This window comes from Allobosea sp. 67-29, assembly GCF_001898115.1.
GTDB lineage: Bacteria > Pseudomonadota > Alphaproteobacteria > Rhizobiales > Beijerinckiaceae > Allobosea.
Genome location: NZ_MKSQ01000022.1, coordinates 54271 through 75493, shown reverse-complemented (window position 1 = coordinate 75493; position 21223 = coordinate 54271). Strand labels below are relative to the sequence as shown.

The window sequence follows — 21223 nt, the reverse complement described above, 5'->3', positions numbered from 1 at the left end:
CTACCGCTGCAGATCCGTCAGGAAGGCGCTCAGCCGGCGGAGCGCCTCCCGGCCCTCCGGCCGGTCGAGGTCGAACTGGTATTCATGGGGCAGAGCCGGCTCGGTTCCCGCTTGGAAGAACAGCGTGTCGACCACCACGCCGCGATCGCGCAGCGCCTGGGTCATGGCCACCGATTGCGGTGCCAGCGGATCGCCATTGCCGGCCGAGATGAAGCTGCGCGGGAACGCGGAGGTGACGTAGCGCGGCAGCGCGGCTTCGGTGATCCGAGGATCGTCAAGCGGGTTTGCCGAGCCGAAATAGGCGAACAGGACCGATCGGACGAAGGTGCCGAAAGGTCCGGTGAAGTCGAAAGCGGTCGGATCGAAGGCCCCGCAGAACAGGACGACGGCCCGGAGCCGGTGCGGTTCCATACCCGGCGGCAGGCCGAGCTGCTCGGCGTAGTCTCTGCCGGTCAGCCCGGCGGCAAGCTGCGCTGCGATATGGGCACCGGCCGAATCGCCGGCCAGGACGATCCCGGTCGGGTCGATACCGAACCGCTCGCCTTCCTTCTGGAGGAAGGCGAGCGCCGTGTTCGCCTGAAACACCGGCGTGGGGTAGCGCGCGCCCGGAGCGCGGCTGTACCCGATCGCGACGGCGGCATAGCCTCTTCCGGCGAGAATTTTGAGATAAGGGGCGACATCCTGCCGGTCTCCGCCGACGAAGCCGCCGCCATGGATCCAGACCAGCGTCGGCGCGCCTGGCCGGGCGCCGCCCGGCGGCAGGTAGACGTCGAGGCGCTCGTCGGCTCCGGCGCCGTAGGCGATATCGCGCTGCTCGCCGATGCCGGCCGGGACATGCCTCGCGAGCGCTTCGCCGCTTTTCAACGCGGTATAGGCGAAGACACCCCGGATCAGCAGCGCCGACGGCCAGGGCGAGAGTACGAAGGCCGCGTAGCCCGCGAAGATGATGCCAAGACAAAGCAGGAGAAGGCGGATCGCGCGTGGTCTCATGAGCGAACGCTAGAGATTCGCCATGTCATTGGCCAGAGCCCGCCGCCCGGGGATTCGATCCGCCGTTGCAATGAGAAAGCCTCCTCGAGATCGGGGCGCGAAACGTCGATTTCCCGGCTAACTATCTGAATATTCGTGTTTTATTTTTCTCCGTTAACCCCTCGTTCGTTCGCGCCTGCGAAACAGGCGGCGGACGACGGACGGTGACGATGAGACGGCGACTGGGACTGACGGCGAAGATCATGATGCTCTTTGCCTTGCTGAGCGTCGCCGCCGCGCTCGGGCTCGTCAGCGCGCTGCGCGGGCTCGACGACGTCAGGCGCATCGACCGCGAGGCCTTCTCCGGCATTGCGCTCGCCAGCAGCGCTTCCCTGCTCGCGAGCCGCGTCGCCCATGCCGCGCTGCTCGGGCGGCTGGACGAGGAGGCGACGACCGCGGAGATCGAAGCCTCGCTCGAGAGGCTGGATGCGGCGATCGAGCTCGTCGACGCGGCGCGCGCGCACTTCATCGCGACCCTGCCGAGGGCAATGAGCGACGCAAATCCCACGCTCAACGCCCGGATCAACACCTTCATCGCTTTCCAGCGCAGTATCGTCGAGATCGGCCGGCGCGTCTCGGCAAAGGCCGCGATCCTGGAAGCCGGCGCGCAGGAAGCACGCCTCAACGTCAGCCAGATCATCGCGACCACGTCGTCGATGAGGGACGAGTTGGCGAAGAGGGCGAATGGCGCGGCCGTCAGGGCCGGGGAAAGGGCGGAGAGGGTAAGGCTGCTGACGATCGCTGTCGCGCTGCTGCTGCCGCTCGGCGGAGGGCTGATCGCGCTGCTGGTGATGCGCCGCCATCTGACAGGGCCGCTGCGCGAGCTCATGGCGTCCATCCGCACGGCCACGCGTTCGAACGAGGTCATCGACGTACCCCATTGCGCCCGGTCCGATGAGATCGGCGAGCTCGCCCGCACCGTGCGGCAGCTCAGCGAGGTTCGGGCGACGCTGGTGACGCGCGAGACCGAGGCCGGGCAGGCGCGCCAGCATCAGCGGCTGCGCAGCCAGGAACTGACCCGCATCGCCGATGATTTCGAGGCGCGGCTCGGCGTTCTGCTCGGCGAGATCGGGCGGGCGAGCGAAGTGCTGCGCGCGACGTTGCAGGATGCGGCCGTTCGGGTCGAACAGGTGTCGAAGAGCTCCGAGATCGCGGCGGCGTCGGTGACCGGCGCGGGCATCGAGGCCAATCGCACGACCGAGGCGGCGCTGCGGATGGAGCTGGTGATCGGGCAGATCAACGATGAGGTCCGGCGCGTTTCGGAGATGGCGAGCGCCGCGAGCCAGGAGGCGACCGGCGCGCACAAGCTGGTCGCCGAGCTGACCGAGAAGGCCGCGCAGATCCGCGACGTCGTCGGAATCATCGAGGCGGTCGCGCGGCAGACCAACCTGCTGGCGCTCAACGCCACGATCGAGGCCGCGCGCGCCGGCACGCATGGCCGCGGCTTCGCGGTGGTCGCGTCCGAGGTCAAGGCGCTGGCCGGCCAGACCGCGGAGGCGACCTCGCGCATCGTCGGGCGCATCGCTCAGGTCGACCAGGCGCTTTCGCATGCGGCGGGTGCGGTCTCCACCATCGGCAACAGCATCCTTGCCGTCGAGCAGACGGGCACCGAGATCGCGACCATGGTCGGATCGAATGCGGAGCTGCTCGGCTCCCTGGGCGATACCGTGGCGCGGATTTCCGACGTCACCGGCACGGCCGTGATGGCGATGGCCGAAATTGCCGCCGCCAATATGCAGACGGTCAATCAGGCCGACATGGGCGCGCTCAGCGCGCGCGACCTCGACGAGCGCATCGCCGCCCTGCAGGTCGAGGCGGCCGCCTTCGTCCAGCGGCTGCGCGCCGCCTGAGCGCCGGCGGGCTTGCCTTCGGCGCGCGACTCGGCCCCATCTGCGGCATGTCCGCCGTGATTGCCTTCCGATGAGCTGGTCGCTTCAGCAGGATGCCGCCTTGTCCGAGGTGGCGCGCTGGCTGCAGGCGGGCACGCCGCAGGTGTTCCGCCTGTTCGGCTATGCCGGCACCGGCAAGACCACGCTCGCCCGGCACATCGCCGAGGCGGTGGACGGCGATGTCGTCTTCGCCGCCTACACCGGCAAGGCCGCGCTGGTGCTGCGCAACAAGGGCTGCGGCGAAGCCCAGACCATCCATTCCCTGATCTACCGCTCGCGCGGGGTCGACGAGGAGAGCCCGACCTTCGTCATCAACCGTGAAAGCAACGCGGCCAAGGCCAAGCTGATCGTCATCGACGAATGCTCGATGGTCGACGAGGAACTGGGCCGCGACCTGCTCTCCTTCGGCACGCCGGTGCTGGTGCTCGGCGATCCCGCGCAGTTGCCGCCGGTGAAGGGCGGCGGCTTCTTCACGGAGCAGGAGTCCGACGTGATGCTGACGGAGGTCCATCGTCAGGCGGCCGACAATCCGATCGTTCGGATGTCGATGACCGTGCGCGAAGGCGGGCGGCTCGACTATGGCGATTACGGGCCGAGCCGGGTGATCCGTCGCGCGGAGGTCAACCCCGAGATCGTGATGGCGGCCGACCAGGTGCTGGTCGGCATGAACAAGACGCGGCGCGGCTACAATGCCCGCATCCGGCAGCTGATGGGGCGGACGGAAACCAATCCCGTTGCCGGCGAGAAGCTCGTCTGCCTGCGCAACGACAAGAGCAAGGGGCTGCTCAATGGCGGCTCCTGGATCGTCCAGGAGATCAAGACCTCGAAGAAGGGGCTCGTCACCATGCGCGTCACGCCGGAGGACGACACCGGCGCCCGTGCGGTCAAGGTTTCGGTGCTGCCCAACTTCTTCGACGGCACCGAGGAGGAGATTCCCTGGGAGCTGCGCAAGCACACCGATGAATTCACTTTCGGCTATGCGCTGACCGTTCACAAGGCGCAGGGCTCGCAGTGGGACGACGTCGTGCTCTTCGACGAGAGCTTCGCCTTCCGCGAGCACCGGGCACGCTGGCTCTATACCGGGCTGACGCGCGCGGCAGAAACGATCACGGTGGTGATGTAGGGCGGCAGGCCCTGATCAATCCACGATGCCGTCGCGGCCCTCGATCGTCATCAAGGTCGCGGTCAGCAGGGCGACGAGCCGCTCCTTGCCGTCATTCTCGGCGAGAACCTCGCTCTGCGCCAGGGTCAAGGTCCGGCCGGCCTTGACCACCTTGCCCCGCGCGACGATGCGCGTGCCGGCAGCGGGTGCGAGCAGGTTGATCTTGAATTCCGTCGTCAGGATGCCGCGATCGGCAGGCATCACGCTGAGTGCGGCATAGCCGGCTGCGCTGTCCGCGATGGCGCTCACCGCGCCCGCATGCACGAAGCCATGCTGCTGCGCGATCTCGGGCCGAGGCGTCAGAGCGATTTCCACCTGACCGGGCGAGACATGGACAAGGTTGGCACCGAGCGTTTGCATGAGGCCTTGCTTGGCGAAACTGGTCCGGATGCGGCGATCAACGCTGGTCTCGTCCATGGTCGTGAAGATCCTCCCGGTTCGCACGGTGACAGCGGCGTGGCGCTGCAATGGTTGTGCCGGAAACGCCCCGCGGTCGAACATTGCCGATTTGTCATAGAAGCTCCCCGCTTTTTGCCATAGTCGCACAGGATGCTGCAGCCGTGATCAGGGGAGATCGGTTGCATGGCAGGGCCGGACGATCCGAAAACGGGAGCCATCGCCCTCCAGCGCTTCGGGCTGGGGCCGCGGCCGGGCCAGGGCGAAGCGATGCGTCGCGAAGCACGCGACAGACTGCTTGCCGAGCTTGAAAAGGGTGGCGCCCCACAGCCCCCCGGCGCGCCCTTTCCGGGCGTGACCGAGATCGGGCGAGCGCTCTTCGCCTTCGAGGACCAGCAGAAGATCGAGCGCGAAGCCAAGCGTGCCGCGATGCCGACGGGCCCCGAGAACCCGCAGGGAATGCAGGTCGCCGGCGTCGCGCCAATGGCCGGCCCCGACAGGCCGGGCGCGGAAGCCAGGCCGGCTTCCCAGAACGAGACGGCACGCGCGGCGCGGCCGAGGCCGGACGAACCGGCTCTGCCCTTCCGCACCTATCGCGACGAGGTCAAGGCGCGGGTCGATCTCGCGCTCGCGGCCGCAACCGGCTTCGGCGAGCGGCTGACGATGTTCTGGTCGAACCATTTCTGCATCGGCGCGACCAAGAGCAATATCGGCCGGATCATGGCCGGGGTCTATGAACGCGAGGCGATCCGCCCGCATGTCTTCGGTCGGTTCGAGGACATGCTGATCGCCGCCGAAAGCCATCCGGCGATGCTCGACTTCCTCGACAACCGGCAGTCCATCGGGCCGAATTCGCCTGCGGGCCGGCGGCGTGGCCGCGGACTCAACGAGAATCTCGCGCGCGAGATCATGGAACTGCACACGCTCGGCGTTTCGGGCGGCTACAGCCAGGGCGACGTCACCAATCTCGCACGCATCCTGACCGGCTGGACGATGGCGGGCCGCGACGGCCGCCTCGGGTTTCCCGGCTCGTTCGTCTTCAATCCGGGGCTGCATGAGCCGGGCGCGACGCCGCTGCTCGGCCGGCCCTACGACCAGCCGGACCTGGCGCAGGGCGTAGCAGCCCTGACCGATCTCGCCCACCATCCTGCGACGGCGCATTTCATCGCGACCAAGCTCGTGCGCCATTTCGTGGCAGATGATCCGCCGCCGAAGCTGGTCGATCTGCTGGCCTCGACCTTCCGGCAGAGCGGCGGCGACCTGCCCGCGGTCTATCGCGCGCTGATCGGGAGCGACGAAGCCTGGAGGGCGCCGGCGACCAAGCTGCGCTCTCCGCAGGAATTCCTGCTCGCCTCCTATCGTGCCACGGGGCTGCAACCGAATTTCGGCCAGATCCTCGGGCCGCTGCAGGCGATGGGCCAGCCTTTCTGGCAGCCTTCGGGCCCGAACGGCTATGCCGACACCAATGCCGCCTGGGCCTCGGCCGAAGGAATCAAGACGCGCATCGACGTGGCCGCCGGCTGGGGACGGCAGCGAGCCAATGCGGTGACGGACCCGAACGGGCTGGCCGCGGATGTCCTCGGGCCGCTGCTCTCTTCCGAAACCAGGCAGACGGTGGCGCGGGCGGAAAGCCGGCCGCAGGCGATCGCGCTGCTGCTCATGTCGCCCGAATTCCAGCGGAGGTGACCGCCATGGATCATCACGACGACGGTTGCCAACGCATGACACCCTCCCGGCGCGCGATCCTCGGCGCGGCCGGGGCGCTCTTCGCCTGGTCCTTCGTGCCGAAGTTCGCCTATGCGGCGGCGGGAGCGCGCGATCCGCGCTTCGTGGTCGTGGTGCTGCGCGGCGCACTGGACGGGCTCTCGGCCGTGCCGCCGATCGGCGATCCCGACTATGCGGCTTTGCGGGACGGGATCGCGCTCACCAGGGACGGCCCGGAAGCGGCACTGCCGCTCGACGGCTTCTTCTACCTGCATCCGGCGATGCCGAACCTGGCGCGGCTCTACCGGGACGGCCACGCGGCCATCATTCATGCCGCCGCCACAGGCTACCGCGAGCGCTCCCATTTCGACGGGCAGGATGTGCTCGAGAGCGGCCAGCCCGGACCAGGGCACACGGCGACCGGCTGGCTGAACCGGCTGCTCGCCAGCCTGCCGCCCGGGGAGGGGATCGCTCGCAACGGTGTGCTCGGGGTCGGGGTCGTGCCGCCCCTCGTCGTGCGCGGGGATGCGCCCGTCCTCGGCTGGGCGCCGCCGCGCATGGCGCGGGCGGGAAGCGACCTGACGATGCGGCTCGCCGATCTCTATGGCCAGCGCGACGCGCATCTGGCTGCTGCACTGCAGCAGGCGATCGAGACGGAAGGACTGGCGCAGCGGCGCGGAATGGACGGCAAGCCGATGGGCGGCGGCGGCCCGGATTCGGCGGACGGCATGCGACGCATCGCCGAAGGAGCGGCCGCGCTAGTCGGCGCCGATGACGGGCCGCGCATCGCGGCGCTGGCCTTCGAAGGCTGGGACACGCATGCCAACGAAGGCGGTGCCAAGGGACGGCTCGCCACGCTGCTCGGCGGGCTGGACGGTGCCTTTGCCGCCTTCGAAACCGGGTTGGCGCCGGTCTGGAAGGACACTGTGGTGATGGTGGTGACCGAATTCGGCCGCACGGCCGCCGTCAACGGCACGGTCGGCACCGACCATGGCACCGGAACGGTGGCCTTTCTGGTCGGCGGCGCCGTCAAGGGCGGGCGGATGATCGCGGACTGGCCCGGCCTGAAGCCCGAGGCCCTCTATCAGAGCCGCGACCTGAAGCCGACCAGCGATGTTCGCGCGGTGGCGAAGGGCGTGGTGGCGGACCTGTTCGGGCTCTCCGGGCCGGTGCTGGCGGAGAAGGTGTTCCCGGGGACGGGCGATCTCAAACCGGTGCAGGGCCTGGTCGTTTAGTGACCTGGCTCCGGCTGGAGCAGATGTCCCAACGCCCTTTTGGGTTGCGTAACGACAGCCTCGGGGGCGTGGCCCCCGAGGCCGAGCCTCCGCTCAGGCCCATTCGCGCTGCTTCAGCTTGTCCTCATAGGCGTCGATCTTCGCGCCCTTCTCCATCGTCAGGCCGATATCGTCGAGGCCGTTCAGCAGGCAGTGCTTGCGGAAAGGGTCGAGCTCGAAGCGGATCTCGCCGCCGTCCGGGCCCTTGATCGTCTGGTTCTCGAGGTCGATCGTCAGCGTCGCGTTGGAGCCGCGCTCGGCGTCGTCGAACAGGGCGTCGAGCTGCTCGGGCGTGACCTTGATGGGCAGGATGCCGTTCTTGAAGCAGTTGTTGTAGAAGATGTCGGCGAAGCTCGTGGAGATCACGCAGCGGATGCCAAAATCGAGCAAGGCCCAGGGGGCATGCTCGCGCGAGGAGCCGCAGCCGAAATTGTCGCCGGCGACCAGGATCTGCGCCTTGCGGTAGGCTGGCTGGTTCAGCACGAAGTCCGGGTTCTCGGAGCCGTCCTCCTTGTAACGCATCTCCGAGAACAGCGCGGTGCCGAGACCGGTGCGCTTGATCGTCTTCAGATACTGCTTCGGGATGATCATGTCGGTGTCGACATTGACAACCTTCAGCGGGGCGGGGGTCGAGGTCAGGGTGGTGAAGGGCTGCATGGTTCCGTGTCCTTGCTCTGGCCGGGCTCAGCCGGCCGCCTGTTCGATGGCTTCCATGTCCTCGTCGGAGAAGCCGAAATGGTGGCCGACCTCGTGGATCATGACGTGGGTGACGATGGAGCCGAGGCTTTCGTCGTGCTCCGCCCAATAGTCGAGGATCGGCCGGCGATAGAGGTGAATGGTATTAGGCATCTGGCCGGTCTGGGGGCCAAAACCCTGCTGCGGCAGGCCGACGCCGGTGAAGAGGCCGAGAAGGTCGAACGGGCTTTCGGCCTCCAGCTCCTTCAGGACATCGTCCTCCGGGAACTCGGTGACGTTGAAGATCACGTCGGCGCAAAGCGCACGGAACTCCTCCGGCAGACGGTCGAAGGCGGCCTGGGCCAATTCTTCGAACGCCTCCAGCGACGGGGCCTTGGCCCCGTCCCAGTCGATCTGCATCGTCTTTGCCACCGCGGCATCCATATCCGTCACCAGAACTTGAGCTGGTGGCCGAGCCACCAGCCCAGCACGATCACGCCGAGGAGCGAGAGGGTTCGGCCGATCCGCCGGCCCCAGAGTTCGATCCTGTCGCCCTCCGGCGCATCGGCGCCGGAGAAGTGATCGGCGGCCCGTCCCATCGAGGTTCCGAGCAAGGTCTCGCTGTCGCGCTTCACGCGTTCGAGCGCGGCCCTGGCCTCGGCTTCGCGGGCGGCTTCGCGGGGATCGTTCGACATGGCGTCCTCCCCGCGTGCCTGATCAGCCGAGCGTGCGCACGTCGACGAAGCGGCCGGTCAGGGCCGCCGCCGCCGCCATCGCCGGCGAGACCAGATGGGTGCGGCCGCGATACCCCTGACGGCCCTCGAAGTTGCGGTTCGAGGTCGAGGCGGCGCGCTGGCCGGGCTTGAGCTGGTCGGGGTTCATGCCGAGGCACATCGAGCAGCCCGGCTCGCGCCATTCGAAGCCGGCGGCGATGAAGATCTTGTCGAGACCCTCGGCCTCGGCCTGCTCCTTCACCAGGCCGGAGCCGGGAACGATCATGCCGTAATCCAGGCTCTCATGGATCTTCTTGCCCTCGACGATCCTGGCAACGGTGCGCAGATCCTCGATGCGGCCGTTGGTGCAGGAGCCGATCCAGATCACGTCGAGCGGGATGTCGGTGATCTTGGTGCCGGCAGTGAGGCCCATATACTCCAGCGCGCGCTTCTTCGAGGCGCGCTTGACCTCGTCGGCGATCAGCTCGGGATCGGGAACCGCGCCGGTGACCGAGATCACGTCCTCGGGCGAGGTACCCCAGGAGACGATCGGCGGGAGGTTGCCGGCGTCGAGACGTACGATGCGGTCGAAATGCGCGCCCTCGTCGGAGCGCAGCGTCTCCCAGTAGCGGACGGCGGCATCCCAGGCGGCGCCCTGCGGCGCCTTCGGGCGGCCCTTCAGATAGGCGAAGGACTTCTCGTCCGGCGCGACCATGCCGGCGCGGGCGCCGCCCTCGATCGACATGTTGCAGACCGTCATGCGGCCTTCCATGGTCAGGCCGCGGATCGCCTCGCCGGCATATTCGATCACCGAGCCGGTGCCGCCGGCGGTGCCGATCTCGCCGATGATCGCGAGCGTGATGTCCTTGGCGCCGACGCCCGGAGCAGGCGTGCCGTCGACCTGGACGAGCATGTTCATCGCCTTCTTCTGGATCAGCGTCTGGGTGGCGAGCACATGTTCCACCTCCGATGTGCCGATGCCGTGGGCGAGCGCGCCGAAGGCGCCATGCGTCGAGGTGTGGCTGTCGCCGCAGACGATGGTGGTGCCGGGCAGGGTGAAGCCCTGCTCGGGGCCGACGATGTGGACGATGCCCTGACGCTTGTCGAGCTCGTTGAAGTACTCGACGCCGAAGTCCTTGGCGTTCTTCGCCAGCGCCTCGACCTGGATGCGGCTTTCCTCTTCCTGGATGCCCTTGGAGCGGTCGGTGGTCTGGATGTTGTGATCGACGACGGCGAGCGTCTTCTCGGGCGCGCGGACCTTGCGGCCGGTCATGCGCAGGCCCTCGAAGGCCTGCGGGCTCGTCACCTCATGGACGAGGTGGCGGTCGATATAGAGCAGGCAGGTGCCGTCATCCTGCCGGTCGACGACGTGGTCGTCGAAAATCTTGTCATAGAGCGTCTGGGGACCCTTGGTCGCAGTCATGGCTTGTTCTCGGTCTGCGGAAATCTGATCTGGAAACGAGAAAGCCGGCTTTCGAGCCGGCTCGCAAAACGGTTCGCCTGTCGCCGGCCGCGCTGGGGCGGCCGGTCTCAGGCGCCGGTAAGGCCTGCGGCGATGGAGGCGGTGAAGCGGCCGAAAAAGCGCCAGGGCAGGCGGGCATGGTCATGCAGCGCGACGAAGTCCTGCGTCGTCGGCAGAGGCGGCAGATGGCCTTCTCCCTGCACGGCGCTGAAGCGCTGGAACTGATGCATGCGCGACGACATGGCTACTATGTAGCAGTTCCAGGGTAGCCGGACAATCGACCCGCTCGCCTAGCCGTCATCTGCCGGACGCGGAGCCCGCCGCCGCGGTGTCGACGCTGACGACGACCGACATGCCGGGCGCCAGCTTCCCCGCCGGAGGCTGATCTGGGTCTATGGCGATGCGGACCGGTACGCGCTGGGCGATCTTGACGAAGTTGCCCGTCGCGTTGTCCGGCCGGATGACGCTGAACTCGGACCCCGCGGCCGGCGAGAAGCGCTCGATCCTGCCGGTAAGCCTCGCGTGGCGGAGAGCATCGACGGTGAAGCTCACCGGCTGGCCGACGCGCATGCCGGCAAGCTGCGTCTCCTTGAAGTTGGCGATGACCCAGACCTTGCTGGGCACCAGCGCCATCAGTTGCGTGCCCGCGGCGACATATTGGCCGAGCCGGGCCGAGACCTCCCCGAGGCGCCCGTCCTGAGGCGCGAGGATGCGGGTGTTGCTGAGGTCGATCTCGGCGAGATGCACGGCGGCCTCGGCGCCCTCGACCGCGGCCACGAGCGACTGGCGGTTGACGATGGCCGTCTGGATGTCCTGCCGCGCCACCTCGGCGGCGGCATTGCTGGCGGCGAGGGAGGCGCGGGCCTGGTCGAGCGCCTGCTGGCTCTGGTCGGTGCTGGTCTGGCTGACGACGCCGCGCTCGCGAAGCGGCTCGATGCGGCTCCAATTCGCTTCGGCCGTGCGCAGGGCGGCTTCGGCGCTGGCGACGTTGGCGACGGCCGCGCGCAGGCGCGCATCCGCTGCCGCGCGCGACTGGTCGGAATTGGCGAGAGCGGCGCGTTGCGCCGCGAGCCCGGCCCTGGCCTGCTCCAGCTTCTGGGCGTAGATGCGGTCGTCGATGCGCAGCAGCAGGTCACCCTGCTTCACCGTGGCGAAATCCTGCACCGGCACCTCCGCGACATAACCGGCGAGTTGCGGCGCGATCACCGTCACCTGTCCGCGCACATAGGCGTTCTCGGTTGTTTCGATGGTGCTGGCGAAGGGGGGCAGCCGCCAAGCGTAGAGAATAACGGCGAGGCCGACGAGGCCGATCGCCAAGGCGATGTAGGTCGAAACCGAGCGGAGGGCATTGGTCATGGCGAGGCTTGCGGGTCAGCCGACCGGGGCTGGCCGGGGCGCGGCAAGGCGCGTCTGCAGCCGCCGGACGGCGAGATGGAGGAGGAGGCCGGCGAGGGCGATGCCCGCGATCAGCGAGATGAGCAGGAAGGCGTCGTTATAGGCGAGCACCGTCGCCTCGCGCGCCGCCCGCTGGGCCAGGAGCGACACGCCCTCGGCGCGCGTCAGCGCGGGATCGGTCAGAACCTGGCCGTAAGCACCGCCGAACTGGCCGATGCGCTGGGCCACGATCGGGTCCGACAGCGAGAAGCGTTCGGCGAGCACATTGTAGTGGAAGCTGGTCCGCAAGGTGATGAAGGTGCCGAAGACCGCCGAACCGAGCAGGCCGCCGATGCTCTGCGTGAACAGGAACACGGTGATGAAGCTCAGGATGTAGAGCGGGCCGCGTGCGATGGCGGCTCCCATGCCCTGCGCCATCGCCGCCGGCAGGAACAAGGCGGAGCCATAGGCCACCAGCATCTGGCTGAGCCGGATGTCATGCGGGCGCGTCAGGCTGGTGGCGCCGCTGTCGAGCCAGGCGCCGAGCGCGACGCAGGCCAGCGCGCTACCGTAGAACCAGATCTCGCGGCCGGGGCGCAGCAAGGCGGCGCAGGTGATACCGCCGGCGAGGATGGCGCAGAGGATGATGCCGTAAAGCGGCACTGTCTGCTCGTTCTGGAGGCCGAGCGCCTGGAAGAAGTTCGAGGCGCCGACCGTCTGCTCGGCGAGGACGAGCCGCATGGTCAGCAGGGCGCCGGCGAAATGCAGCGTGGTCGGGCTCGTCAGCCACCGGATGTCGACGAGAGGGCTCTTGCGGTGCAGCTCGGTGATGCCGGCCAGAGTGAGGCAGAGCACGGCCAGGGCGAAAAGCCAGCCGAGCCAGGGCGCCTCGAACCACCAATAGATGCGGCCGAGGCTGAGCGCGACCGCGATGGAGCCGAAGCCGATCGCGATCAGGAGGTAGCTGACGATATCGAGCGGGCCGATCCATTTGACCCGCGGCGGGGTGGTCAAGGGCAGCGCATAGACGAAGCCGAACGCCACCATGGCGAGGCCCATCTCGAAGAGGGTGAGGCCGTGGAAGCCTGCGATGTCGAGCAGATGCGGCGAAATCAGGCGCGTCACCGGGATGCCGAGCGTGCTGTTGGTCAGCGCCAGCGAGAGGCCCGCGGTGAGCTTCCGCTGCGGCTGCATCGGCTCGATCATGTAGAAGAATGCGAGGGAGGACATCGGCGATGCCGCGATGCCGCTCATGAAGCGCACGGCGACGGCCGATTGCAGGTCGTGCACGAAGAAGTTGAGGACGGCCGCAAGCAACAGCCCGGCGATGCTGATCTCGGCGAAGTTGCGCAGGCCGTACTGCATGCGGATCTTGATCAGCGCGATCGAGAGCGAGACGTTCGGCGCCATATAGGCGGCGACCAGCCAATTGGTCTCGGCCACGGTTGCGCCGAGATCGCCCTGGATCTGGTAGACGTTGGTGTTGACGATGTTCTGGCCGATCTGCTGCGTCATCGCCAGGGTTACCGAGGCGAGCATGTAGCCGAGGGCGCGCGGCACCGGCATGGTGAACCATGTCGAGGCGGGCGGCGCTGCTGCCGGCGTCGAGGTGGCCTCGGGCGTGCTCATGAGGCGGTGCTCCGCCCGGCGGCGATGTTGCGCGAAGTCCGCCGCAGGACGCTCAGCGCCAATTCCAGATCCTGCGGGGCGATGCCTTGCAGGATATCAGCGCGCAGCTCGGCGAGAAATGCCAGGATGTCCTCCGCCTGCGCCCGCGCCATCGGCGTGAGGAAGACCTGGCGCGCGCGCCTGTCGCCCGCGACGGCACGGCGCTCGACCATGCCGTTGCGCTCGAGCCCGTCGAGCAGCCGCACCAGCGTCGGCTGCTCGATCTCCAGCAGGCCGGCAAGGTCGGACTGGATGAGCCCGTCTTCCCGCGCCAGCTCCATCAGCAGGCGGGCGCGGGCGAGGGTCAATCCCATGCCCCGCGCCCGCTCGTCGACGAGCGCGCGGAGCTTGCGGTTGACCGCTGCGAGCTCTGCCGTGAAGGCAGCTTGAAGATCCGTCAGGTTCATTGGACATTATAAGTAGCAAGCTAATGATTATCATACTTATCTAGGCGATGATTGCATATCAATTGAAAAATTTGTCGGCCGCCATGCGTTTTCAGAATGAAACGCGAGCGCGGCTTTTGGTCATGCGTAAAGTGGCGGGCTTCCCGAACGGCGCCCGCCTGTTCATCGATGACGCAATAAAAAACGCGGCCCCGAAGGACCGCGCTATCATTCTCTTTCGTCGAAGTGGTCGGCTTACTTGCCGGCGCCCTTCTGGCCCTTGGCGGGCTTGGCGTCGACGCGCTCGGCGATGCGGGCCGACTTGCCGCGACGATCGCGCAGGTAATAGAGCTTGGCGCGGCGGACCTTGCCCTTGCGGATGACCTTGATCGAATCGAGGTTCGGCGAGAACAGCGGGAAGACGCGCTCGACGCCCTCGCCATAGGAAATCTTGCGGACGGTGAAGCTCTGGTTGAGGCCGCCGCCGTTACGGGCGATCACGACGCCTTCATAGGCCTGGACGCGGCTGCGCTCGCCTTCCTTGACCTTGACGTTGACCTGCACGGTGTCGCCCGGCTGGAAGGCGGGGATGGCCTTGCCTTCTGTGAGCTTGGCGATCTGCTCGGCGTCGAGCTGCTCGATGATGTTCATGGGTCTCTCCATGGCCGTGTTCGCGCGGAAGCGCGGGCTTTCGGCTCGCTGTTTTCAGTTGAGTGCGGGGCCATACAGGAGCGCGGCGGATTTGTCGAGCGGCAAAGCCGGACAAGCGCATGCGGGACGCCCGGCTTGCGGCCGGCGCCCTGCGAGGCATAGCCTCCACGCCATTCCCTGCCTTGTTCGATGTCATTCGGGTTTCCCATGAGCAGCACCCATTCCAAGGTCGTCCTCGTCACTGGCGCCGCGCGTGGCATCGGGCTGGCGACCGCGAAGCGCTTCCTCGCCGATGGCTGGCGCGTCGGCCTGCTTGATATCGACGGTGCCGGCCTGGAAAGAGCGGTCGCGGAGCTCGCCCGGCCTGGGGAGACGCTGGCCTTGACCTGCGACATCGCCGATCCGCGGCAGGTCGCGGCGGCCTTCGAGCAACTGGCCGCGCGCTTCGGGCGGCTCGATGCGCTGGTCAACAACGCCGGCACGGCCGTGTTCAAGCCGCTGCTCGAGACCACCTATGAGGAATGGCAGCGTGTGCTCGCGGTCAATCTCTCCGGCCCCTTCCTGACGACGCAACTTGCTGCCCCGCTGATGGCCGATGCGGGCGGCGGCGCCGTCGTCAATATCACCTCGATCTCGGGCCTGCGCGCCTCGACATTGCGCGTCGCCTACGGCACCTCGAAGGCGGCGCTGAAGCATCTGACGAAACAGCAGGCGGTCGAACTCTCGGCACTCGGCATCCGCGTCAATGCCGTTGCGCCCGGGCCGGTCGAGACGGCGATGGCCAGGGCCGTGCACAGCCCTGAAATCCGCGCCGATTATCGTGACGCCATCCCGCTCGGTCGCTACGGGCTGGAGGAGGAGCTGGCGGAGTCGATCTTCTTCCTGTGCTCCGAGCGTGCGAGCTACATCACCGGGCAGGTGCTGGCCGTCGATGGTGGCTTCGACGCGGCCGGCATCGGATTGGCGACGCTGCGCGGGGAACGGCGGAATTTATAGGAGGCTGGTTTCGGCCCATGGCAGACCTTGCATCGCCTCTCCATATTGCCGCACGACGCCGCAAGGTCGTTGGGAACGAACGCCGTGGGTCACATGAGTTCCAACAATAAGTTATCATTTGCTGTATCTGGCATATTGGTAATTATTTTGATTTCGAATGACGTATTCGAGATCAAATATGTTTGGCTCTTTTAGTATTCGTGCTAACTGCATTTGTCATAGACGCAATTATATATGTTAGTAAGGATAATAAATCTTTATCGTAGATTTATTTAGATCGATATTGCCATATCGCTCTAGGAAAGCGCTGCATAAAAAGTTCTGCTCTCAATCGGTTATCGACGTTCTCTCCACCAGAACCATAGAGCGCCCAAGCAAGACAAGGATGCCAATAATAAAACGAATTCTATGCCTCTATAAGGCTCTTTTATCGCTGCATTGAAAAACAAGATCACGCCAAGGAGTAATAAGCCGCGCCAACTAGCCCAGAGGCGGCAGCTTTCCTTAAACTCTTGGACCAACGCTCTCAGCAAGTCAGCCACGGCTATCTCTCACGAAACAATGCCGTTAAGATAGCGGGCTAAAGTATAGACACCAAGTGTCCTCTAGCCATTCCATTAGCCGTTTCGCTGGCGAGGCGGCAAGGCTTGCATTCGACCCATAGCGGTCACGCGTTGCGGCACCTCGCTCGCCAAACCCCTCGCTACTTGTAAAATCCCTCGCGCAGATTCAGGCCGTGCTCCAGCCAGGCCTTCATGGCGCAGAGCATGCCGGTCCAGCCCTCGCAATTGCCGTAGGAGGCCTTGAGCCCTTCCTGCGTCTGCGACCAGCCTTCTTCCGAAATCCGGACAAGGGTTCGGCCGTCGTCGAGCGGCTCGAAGGTCATGGTCACGGTGGTTTCGCGGCTGCCGGCAGGATCGGGCGTCGCCTCGGCCGAGCCCCAGCGCAGGACGATGCGCCTGTCCTTCTCGACTTCGACGACCTGGACCGGAAAGGCGCCGGGGAAGTCGTGGAAATCCCAGGTGACGACCGCGCCGGTCTCGATCCGGCCCTCGGCGCCGCCGGTGGTGAAGAAATGCGAGAGGCGGTCGGGGTTCACCACCGCCTCGAAGACTTCGGCGACCGGCTTGGCGATGCGCCCGGCCACCGAAAATTTCAGATCCATCTGCGGTTCCATCGGTGCCCTCCCTTGCTGTGCCCGCTATTATGTTATAGATTTATAACATGTCAACGGATGACGAAGACGACGCCCTCTTCAAGGCTCTCGGGCACCGCACCCGACGCCGTATGGTCGATGTGCTGAAGGGCGGCCCCCGCACCACCGGTATGCTGTGCGAGCTCCTGCCGGAGCTCGACCGCTGCACGGTGATGCAGCATCTCAAGGTCCTGGAGGAGGCGGGGCTGGTGATCGTCGAGCGGCGCGGTCGCGAACGCTGGAACCATCTCGACGCGCTGCCGATCCACGGCATCCACGAACGCTGGATCGGTCCTTATGCCGCCTATGCGGCCGCCATGCTCAGCCGGCTGAAACGGATGAGCGAGGCCGGGCAGGCCGTTGCGCCCGCGCCGCGAGAGCATAAGGAGACCGGAGGCGTCTGACGGCTGTGCCGCAGCGCGGCACATAATCTCCTTGCGGCCGGCTGCGAACGGCGCGAACCTTACCTGACATGCCTCTTCGACGGCCGCCCGGCGCGTTCGGGCCGGTGCGACCGCCGCCCGACCGGTGCCGCGGGGCTTTCTCCCGATGCGCCGGCCTCCAGCCGCGCCGATGCGAGGTCAAAACCTTTCGTCCCCGCGGTCCAACCCGAAGGAGGACGTCATGGCCACCCAGAACGGCAAGGGAGACGCAGCACCCGGCACCCGAGGCGCGGGGCCGCGATGCGTCGCGCTCGTCGGCCCCTTCCAGAGCGGCAAGACGACGCTGCTCGAAAGCATCCTGATGCGCTGCGGCGCGCTTTCGCGCACCGGCTCGGTCAAGACCGGCAACACGGTCGGCGATGCCTCGGCCGAGGCGCGGGCGCATCAGATGAGCGTCGAGCCCAATGTCGCCAGCGTCGACTTCCTCGGCGATACCTTCCAGTTCATCGATTGCCCGGGTTCGGTCGAGTTCCTGCACGAGATGCGCCATGTCCTGCCGGCGGTCGACGCAGCCGTCGTCGTCTGCGAGGCGGACGACCGCAAGGCGCCGGCGCTGGAACTGGTTCTGCGGGAGCTCGAAGAGGCCGACATCCCGCGCTTTCTCTTCCTCAACAAGATCGACACGGCCGCGCGCCGGGTACGCGAGACGCTCGCCATCCTGCAGCGCGCCTCGCGCACGCCGCTGCTGCTGCGCCAGATTCCGATCTGGAAGAACGGCATCGCGGTGGGGTTCATCGACCTCGCGCTGGAGCGGGCCTTCATCTATCGCGAGCATGCCCCGAGCGAGATCGTGCCGCTCGCGGTCGACGAGAGCGGCCGCGAGAAGGATGCCCGCTTCTCGATGCTGGAGAAGCTCGCCGATTACGACGACGAACTGATGGAGGAACTGCTCGGCGACATGGAGCCGCCCCGGGACCGCATCTTCGACGATCTCGCCCGCGAGCTGCAGCATCGCCATGTCGTGCCGGTGCTGATCGGCGCGGCCGAGCGCGGCAACGGCGTGACGCGCCTGCTCAAGGCTTTGCGGCACGAGGCGCCGGGGCTTGCCGAGACGCGCGGCCGCATCGGCGTCGTCGAGGACGGGCCGCCGCTGGCGCAGGTGATGAAGAGCTGGCATGCGGGGCAGGGCGGCAAGCTCTCGCTGGCCCGCGTCATGCGCGGCAGGCTCTCCGAGGGCGACGTCGTCACGTCCTCCGGCGGGGTCGAGACCCGGATCGCCGGCATCGTTGCGCTGAAGGGCAGCGAGCAGAGCCGCAAGCCCGCCGCCGCGGAGGGCGAGGTCGCCGGTTTCGCCAAGCTCGACGGCATCGGTACGGGCGAGGCCTTCATGCTCGGCAAGCAGCGCGCCGCCGTGATCAGCGCGGTCGCGCCGCCCGAGCCGGTGCATACGCTCGCCATCGCGGTGAACGACCGAAAGGACGATGTCCGCCTGGCCGCCGCGCTGCAGAAGATCGCGGAGGAGGATACCGCGCTGCTCGTCACCCAGGTGCCGGAGTTGGGCGAGACGCGGCTCTCCGGCCAGGGCGAGATGCATCTGCGTGTCACGCTGGAGAAGCTTGCGGGGCGCTATGGCGTCACCGTCACCAGCAAGCCGCCACAGATCGGCTATCGCGAGACGATCCGCGGGCAGGCGGGCGCGCGCGGGCGGCACCGCAAGCAGAGCGGCGGCCACGGCCAGTACGGCGACGTGGTGATCGAGGTGGCGGGGTTGCCGCGGGGGGAGGGAATCCGCTTCGTCGACAAGATCAGCGGCGGGGTGGTGCCGCGCCAGTATATCGGCTCGGTCGAGGCCGGCATGCGTGACTATTGCGAGCGGGGGCCGCTGGGCTTTCCGGTCGTCGATGTCGCCGTGACCTTGACGGACGGCTCCTATCACACGGTCGATTCCTCCGACATGGCTTTCCGACAGGCCGCGAGGCTGGCCATGCAGGAGGCGATGCCGCAGGCCAAGCCGGTGCTGCTGGAGCCGGTCCTCTCGGTCGAGGTCGTCATCCCCTCGGAGGCGATGTCGCGCGCTTCGGCGCTGATTTCGGCCCGACGCGGGCAGATTCTCGGCTACGATACGCGCCCGGGCTGGCGCGGCTGGGACCAGATCAACGCCCTGCTGCCGGAAGCCGAGATGCCGGGGCTGATCGTCGAGCTGCGCTCGGCGACTTCGGGGGTCGGTTCCTTCAGCGCCCGCTTCGACCATCTGGCGGAGCTCGCAGGCAAGCCGGCGGATGCGGTGGTATCGGCCCAGGCGCTCGCGCAAGCGCGCTGAGCGGGCCCGCCCGATACGGATAACCCTGCGGCGGGCTCGCAGCAGGGCTTGTCTCTTTCCGCGATGAAAGGTTTATATATGAACGTTTCGCGGAACGATGGAGACGGCGCTTGCGCACGGACCCGTCGTTCCGCACTCTAACGAATACAAAAAAGCCTGCCGCTGCGTTGCGCGAGCAAGCCGGGCGGGCGAGAGGGAGGAGTCCATGACTGCGACCGGCGTCGCGCAATCCGCCCAGGATGCGCGTCCTTGGCTTGCTCACTATCCGCCGGCGGTTCCGCATGAGCTCGACGAGGCGAAAATCGGCACGCTTGCCGATCTGATCCGCTCGTCCTGCGCAGGCTATGCCGGCCGGCCCGCCTTCGAGAGCTTCGGAAAGACGATCACCTTCGCCGAGACGCTGCGCGCCGCGGAGGCTTTCGCCGGGTGGCTGCAGGCAAAGGGTCTGCGGAAGGGGGACCGCGTCGCGCTGATGATGCCGAACATCCTTGCCTATCCGGCGGCTCTCTTCGGGACGCTGCTCGGTGGCTTCACCGTGGTCAACGTCAACCCGCTTTATACGGCTCGCGAACTCACGCACCAGATCAACGACGCGGGCGCACGCATCCTCGTGGTGATCGAGAACTTCGCCCATGTGGTCGAGGAGGCGAAGCCGCATCTGAAGCTCGATGCCATCGTCATCGCGACGGCCGGCGATCTGATGGGCTTCAAAGGGGCTATCGTCAATTTCGTCGCTCGCCGAATCAAGAAGGTGGTCAGGCCCTTCGTCCTGCCCGGCGCGGTGACGCTGCACCGGATTCTGCAGGAGGCGGCGAGGATCGAGCCGGTCGCCATCGCGCCGGAGGACGTCGCCTTCCTGCAATATACGGGGGGAACGACCGGCGTCGCCAAGGGGGCCACTCTGACGCACCGCAACGTCGCGGCCAACGTGCAGCAGGCCGGCCTGTGGCTCGAATGGGTCCTGGAGCCGCCTCAGGGCCGCACGGCCTATCAGCACGTGATGGTGACGGCGCTTCCGCTCTATCATATCTTCGCGCTGACCTGCTGCTGCCTGTTCCTCCTGCGGATCGGCGCCAAGAGCCTTCTGATCGCCAATCCGCGCGACATCCCCGGCTTCGTCAAGACTTTGAAGGCCAGCCGCTTCACGCTGATCTCCGGCGTCAACACGCTCTACAACGCGCTCGCCAACCACCCCGACATCGGCACCGTCGATTTCAGCGAGTTGCGCTTCGCCGTGGCCGGCGGCATGGCAACCCAGGCGGCGGTCGCCAAGCAGTGGAAGGCGGTCACCGGCAGGCCGATCATCGAGGGCTATGGGCTCTCCGAAACCTCGCCGGTCGCGACGATCAACCGGCCGGACATCCAGGAGTTCTCGGGAACGATCGGCTATCCGATTCCCTCGACCGACATCGTGATCCGCGATGCCGACGGCAGCGACGTGCCGCCCGGCGAAGCGGGAGAGATCTGCATCCGCGGCCCGCAGGTGATGCGGGGCTACTGGAACCGGCCGGACGAGACCCTCAAGGCCATGACCGCCGATGGCTATTTCCGCTCCGGCGACATCGGAGTGATGCTGCCGGACGGCCAGTTCCGGATCGTCGACCGGATGAAGGACATGATCCTGGTCTCGGGCTTCAACGTCTATCCGAACGAGGTCGAGGATGTCCTGGCCGCGAATCCGGGCGTGCTGGAATCGGCCGTCATCGGCCTGCCCGACGAGCATTCCGGCGAAGTGGTCGCCGCCTTCGTCGTGCGCAGGGACGAGACGCTGACGACCGACGAACTTCGCGCCTACTGCAAGGAGAACCTGACCGGCTACAAGGTGCCGAAGCAGATCTTCTTCCGCGAGAGCCTGCCCAAGACCAATGTCGGCAAGGTGCTGCGCCGGGCGCTGCGGGAGGAGATCGTCGCCAAGCGTTGACGTGGCGGCGAGGTCGACAGCGGGC

20 protein-coding genes are annotated in these 21223 nt (G+C 67.0%); 8 read left to right on the top strand and 12 right to left on the bottom strand.

The annotated features are described in order from the left end of the window. Complete coding sequence (locus BGO20_RS16090; RefSeq protein WP_291660208.1) at window positions 1–990, bottom strand: alpha/beta hydrolase; 990 nt, start codon at window positions 988–990, stop codon at window positions 1–3. A 209-nt stretch (window positions 991–1199) separates the two neighbouring features. Here BGO20_RS16090 and BGO20_RS16085 point away from each other — a divergent pair, with 209 nt between their 5' ends. Together BGO20_RS16085 and BGO20_RS16080 are read left to right on the top strand one after the other, a co-directional pair. Then, on the top strand, window positions 1200–2879 hold the full coding sequence (locus tag BGO20_RS16085) for a methyl-accepting chemotaxis protein (RefSeq protein WP_291660209.1): 1680 nt from the start codon (window positions 1200–1202) through the stop codon (window positions 2877–2879). Window positions 2880–2949: 70 nt separating this feature from the next. Then, the gene (locus tag BGO20_RS16080) at window positions 2950–4041 is read left to right on the top strand and encodes an ATP-dependent DNA helicase (protein ID WP_291660210.1); all 1092 of its coding nucleotides are present in this window, start codon (window positions 2950–2952) and stop codon (window positions 4039–4041) included. 15 nt (window positions 4042–4056) lie between these two features. Here the strand turns inward: BGO20_RS16080 and BGO20_RS16075 are convergent, their stop codons facing one another. Continuing rightward, window positions 4057–4497, bottom strand: a complete 441-nt coding sequence (locus tag BGO20_RS16075) for a PaaI family thioesterase (RefSeq protein WP_291660212.1) — start codon at window positions 4495–4497, stop codon at window positions 4057–4059. Between the two features lie 165 nt (window positions 4498–4662). Here BGO20_RS16075 and BGO20_RS16070 point away from each other — a divergent pair, with 165 nt between their 5' ends. Both BGO20_RS16070 and BGO20_RS16065 read left to right on the top strand, forming a co-directional pair. Further along, window positions 4663–6162, top strand: coding sequence for a DUF1800 domain-containing protein (locus BGO20_RS16070; protein WP_291660214.1), 1500 nt, complete (start codon window positions 4663–4665; stop codon window positions 6160–6162). Between the two features lie 5 nt (window positions 6163–6167). Further along, a complete protein-coding gene (locus BGO20_RS16065) occupies window positions 6168–7415 on the top strand; it encodes a DUF1501 domain-containing protein (RefSeq protein ID WP_291660216.1) in 1248 nt (415 codons plus the stop codon). A gap of 93 nt (window positions 7416–7508) precedes the next feature. Here the strand turns inward: BGO20_RS16065 and leuD are convergent, their stop codons facing one another. The 9 genes from leuD to rplS all read right to left on the bottom strand — a co-directional run bounded on the left by leuD (window position 7509) and on the right by rplS (window position 14383). Continuing rightward, window positions 7509–8111, bottom strand: coding sequence for a 3-isopropylmalate dehydratase small subunit (leuD, locus tag BGO20_RS16060; RefSeq protein ID WP_291660218.1), 603 nt, complete (start codon window positions 8109–8111; stop codon window positions 7509–7511). A 27-nt stretch (window positions 8112–8138) separates the two neighbouring features. After that, window positions 8139–8549 (bottom strand): metallopeptidase family protein, encoded by a 411-nt coding sequence (locus BGO20_RS16055; protein ID WP_291660843.1) that lies wholly within the window; start codon window positions 8547–8549, stop codon window positions 8139–8141. Between the two features lie 29 nt (window positions 8550–8578). Beyond that, complete coding sequence (locus BGO20_RS16050; RefSeq protein ID WP_291660220.1) at window positions 8579–8824, bottom strand: hypothetical protein; 246 nt, start codon at window positions 8822–8824, stop codon at window positions 8579–8581. Window positions 8825–8846: 22 nt separating this feature from the next. Further along, window positions 8847–10265: a 3-isopropylmalate dehydratase large subunit gene (gene leuC / locus BGO20_RS16045; RefSeq protein WP_291660222.1), complete on the bottom strand. Its 1419-nt coding sequence runs from the start codon at window positions 10263–10265 to the stop codon at window positions 8847–8849. A 107-nt stretch (window positions 10266–10372) separates the two neighbouring features. Further along, window positions 10373–10546 (bottom strand): hypothetical protein, encoded by a 174-nt coding sequence (locus BGO20_RS16040; RefSeq protein ID WP_291660224.1) that lies wholly within the window; start codon window positions 10544–10546, stop codon window positions 10373–10375. 55 nt (window positions 10547–10601) lie between these two features. Further along, the gene (locus BGO20_RS16035; protein WP_291660227.1) at window positions 10602–11660 is read right to left on the bottom strand and encodes an HlyD family secretion protein; all 1059 of its coding nucleotides are present in this window, start codon (window positions 11658–11660) and stop codon (window positions 10602–10604) included. Window positions 11661–11675: 15 nt separating this feature from the next. Continuing rightward, window positions 11676–13307, bottom strand: coding sequence for an efflux MFS transporter permease (locus BGO20_RS16030; protein WP_291660228.1), 1632 nt, complete (start codon window positions 13305–13307; stop codon window positions 11676–11678). Then, window positions 13304–13753 carry a MarR family winged helix-turn-helix transcriptional regulator gene (locus BGO20_RS16025; RefSeq protein ID WP_291660229.1) on the bottom strand — a complete coding sequence of 150 codons (450 nt, stop codon included), beginning with the start codon at window positions 13751–13753 and terminating at the stop codon, window positions 13304–13306. The genes BGO20_RS16030 and BGO20_RS16025 overlap by 4 nt, the downstream gene beginning before the upstream one ends. Window positions 13754–13987: 234 nt before the next feature. Beyond that, window positions 13988–14383 (bottom strand): 50S ribosomal protein L19, encoded by a 396-nt coding sequence (gene rplS, locus BGO20_RS16020; protein ID WP_291660230.1) that lies wholly within the window; start codon window positions 14381–14383, stop codon window positions 13988–13990. A 207-nt stretch (window positions 14384–14590) separates the two neighbouring features. On the opposite strand from rplS, the gene BGO20_RS16015 reads away from it, so the two are divergent. After that, window positions 14591–15379 (top strand): SDR family NAD(P)-dependent oxidoreductase, encoded by a 789-nt coding sequence (locus BGO20_RS16015; protein ID WP_291660232.1) that lies wholly within the window; start codon window positions 14591–14593, stop codon window positions 15377–15379. A gap of 703 nt (window positions 15380–16082) precedes the next feature. Here the strand turns inward: BGO20_RS16015 and BGO20_RS16010 are convergent. After that, window positions 16083–16544 (bottom strand): SRPBCC family protein, encoded by a 462-nt coding sequence (locus tag BGO20_RS16010; protein ID WP_291660233.1) that lies wholly within the window; start codon window positions 16542–16544, stop codon window positions 16083–16085. Window positions 16545–16603: 59 nt separating this feature from the next. Between BGO20_RS16010 and BGO20_RS16005 the strand changes: the two genes are divergently transcribed. The 3 genes from BGO20_RS16005 to BGO20_RS15995 all read left to right on the top strand — a co-directional run bounded on the left by BGO20_RS16005 (window position 16604) and on the right by BGO20_RS15995 (window position 21198). Then, complete coding sequence (locus tag BGO20_RS16005) at window positions 16604–16978, top strand: ArsR/SmtB family transcription factor (protein WP_291660234.1); 375 nt, start codon at window positions 16604–16606, stop codon at window positions 16976–16978. Between the two features lie 220 nt (window positions 16979–17198). Then, entirely contained in the window at window positions 17199–19277 is a 2079-nt protein-coding gene (locus tag BGO20_RS16000; RefSeq protein ID WP_291660235.1) for an elongation factor G, read from the top strand. A gap of 205 nt (window positions 19278–19482) precedes the next feature. After that, entirely contained in the window at window positions 19483–21198 is a 1716-nt protein-coding gene (locus BGO20_RS15995; RefSeq protein WP_291660237.1) for an AMP-binding protein, read from the top strand. Window positions 21199–21223: the final 25 nt, after the last annotated feature.

Excerpts from the sequence above, each read along its gene's own strand:
- BGO20_RS16075 (WP_291660212.1), bottom strand. The coding sequence starts at position 4,497 with ATGGACGAGACCAGCGTTGATCGCCGCATCCGGACCAGTTTCGCCAAG.
- BGO20_RS15995 (WP_291660237.1), top strand. The coding sequence starts at position 19,483 with ATGACTGCGACCGGCGTCGCGCAATCCGCCCAGGATGCGCGTCCTTGG.
- BGO20_RS16035 (WP_291660227.1), bottom strand. The coding sequence starts at position 11,660 with ATGACCAATGCCCTCCGCTCGGTTTCGACCTACATCGCCTTGGCGATC.
- BGO20_RS16065 (WP_291660216.1), top strand. The coding sequence starts at position 6,168 with ATGGATCATCACGACGACGGTTGCCAACGCATGACACCCTCCCGGCGC.
- BGO20_RS16055 (WP_291660843.1), bottom strand. The coding sequence starts at position 8,549 with ATGCAGATCGACTGGGACGGGGCCAAGGCCCCGTCGCTGGAGGCGTTC.
- leuD (WP_291660218.1), bottom strand. The coding sequence starts at position 8,111 with ATGCAGCCCTTCACCACCCTGACCTCGACCCCCGCCCCGCTGAAGGTT.
- BGO20_RS16085 (WP_291660209.1), top strand. The coding sequence starts at position 1,200 with ATGAGACGGCGACTGGGACTGACGGCGAAGATCATGATGCTCTTTGCC.
- BGO20_RS16090 (WP_291660208.1), bottom strand. The coding sequence starts at position 990 with ATGAGACCACGCGCGATCCGCCTTCTCCTGCTTTGTCTTGGCATCATC.
- BGO20_RS16010 (WP_291660233.1), bottom strand. The coding sequence starts at position 16,544 with ATGGATCTGAAATTTTCGGTGGCCGGGCGCATCGCCAAGCCGGTCGCC.
- BGO20_RS16070 (WP_291660214.1), top strand. The coding sequence starts at position 4,663 with ATGGCAGGGCCGGACGATCCGAAAACGGGAGCCATCGCCCTCCAGCGC.
- BGO20_RS16000 (WP_291660235.1), top strand. The coding sequence starts at position 17,199 with ATGGCCACCCAGAACGGCAAGGGAGACGCAGCACCCGGCACCCGAGGC.
- leuC (WP_291660222.1), bottom strand. The coding sequence starts at position 10,265 with ATGACTGCGACCAAGGGTCCCCAGACGCTCTATGACAAGATTTTCGAC.
- BGO20_RS16040 (WP_291660224.1), bottom strand. The coding sequence starts at position 10,546 with ATGTCGTCGCGCATGCATCAGTTCCAGCGCTTCAGCGCCGTGCAGGGA.
- BGO20_RS16005 (WP_291660234.1), top strand. The coding sequence starts at position 16,604 with ATGTCAACGGATGACGAAGACGACGCCCTCTTCAAGGCTCTCGGGCAC.
- BGO20_RS16025 (WP_291660229.1), bottom strand. The coding sequence starts at position 13,753 with ATGAACCTGACGGATCTTCAAGCTGCCTTCACGGCAGAGCTCGCAGCG.
- BGO20_RS16050 (WP_291660220.1), bottom strand. The coding sequence starts at position 8,824 with ATGTCGAACGATCCCCGCGAAGCCGCCCGCGAAGCCGAGGCCAGGGCC.
- BGO20_RS16080 (WP_291660210.1), top strand. The coding sequence starts at position 2,950 with ATGAGCTGGTCGCTTCAGCAGGATGCCGCCTTGTCCGAGGTGGCGCGC.
- BGO20_RS16015 (WP_291660232.1), top strand. The coding sequence starts at position 14,591 with ATGAGCAGCACCCATTCCAAGGTCGTCCTCGTCACTGGCGCCGCGCGT.
- rplS (WP_291660230.1), bottom strand. The coding sequence starts at position 14,383 with ATGAACATCATCGAGCAGCTCGACGCCGAGCAGATCGCCAAGCTCACA.
- BGO20_RS16030 (WP_291660228.1), bottom strand. The coding sequence starts at position 13,307 with ATGAGCACGCCCGAGGCCACCTCGACGCCGGCAGCAGCGCCGCCCGCC.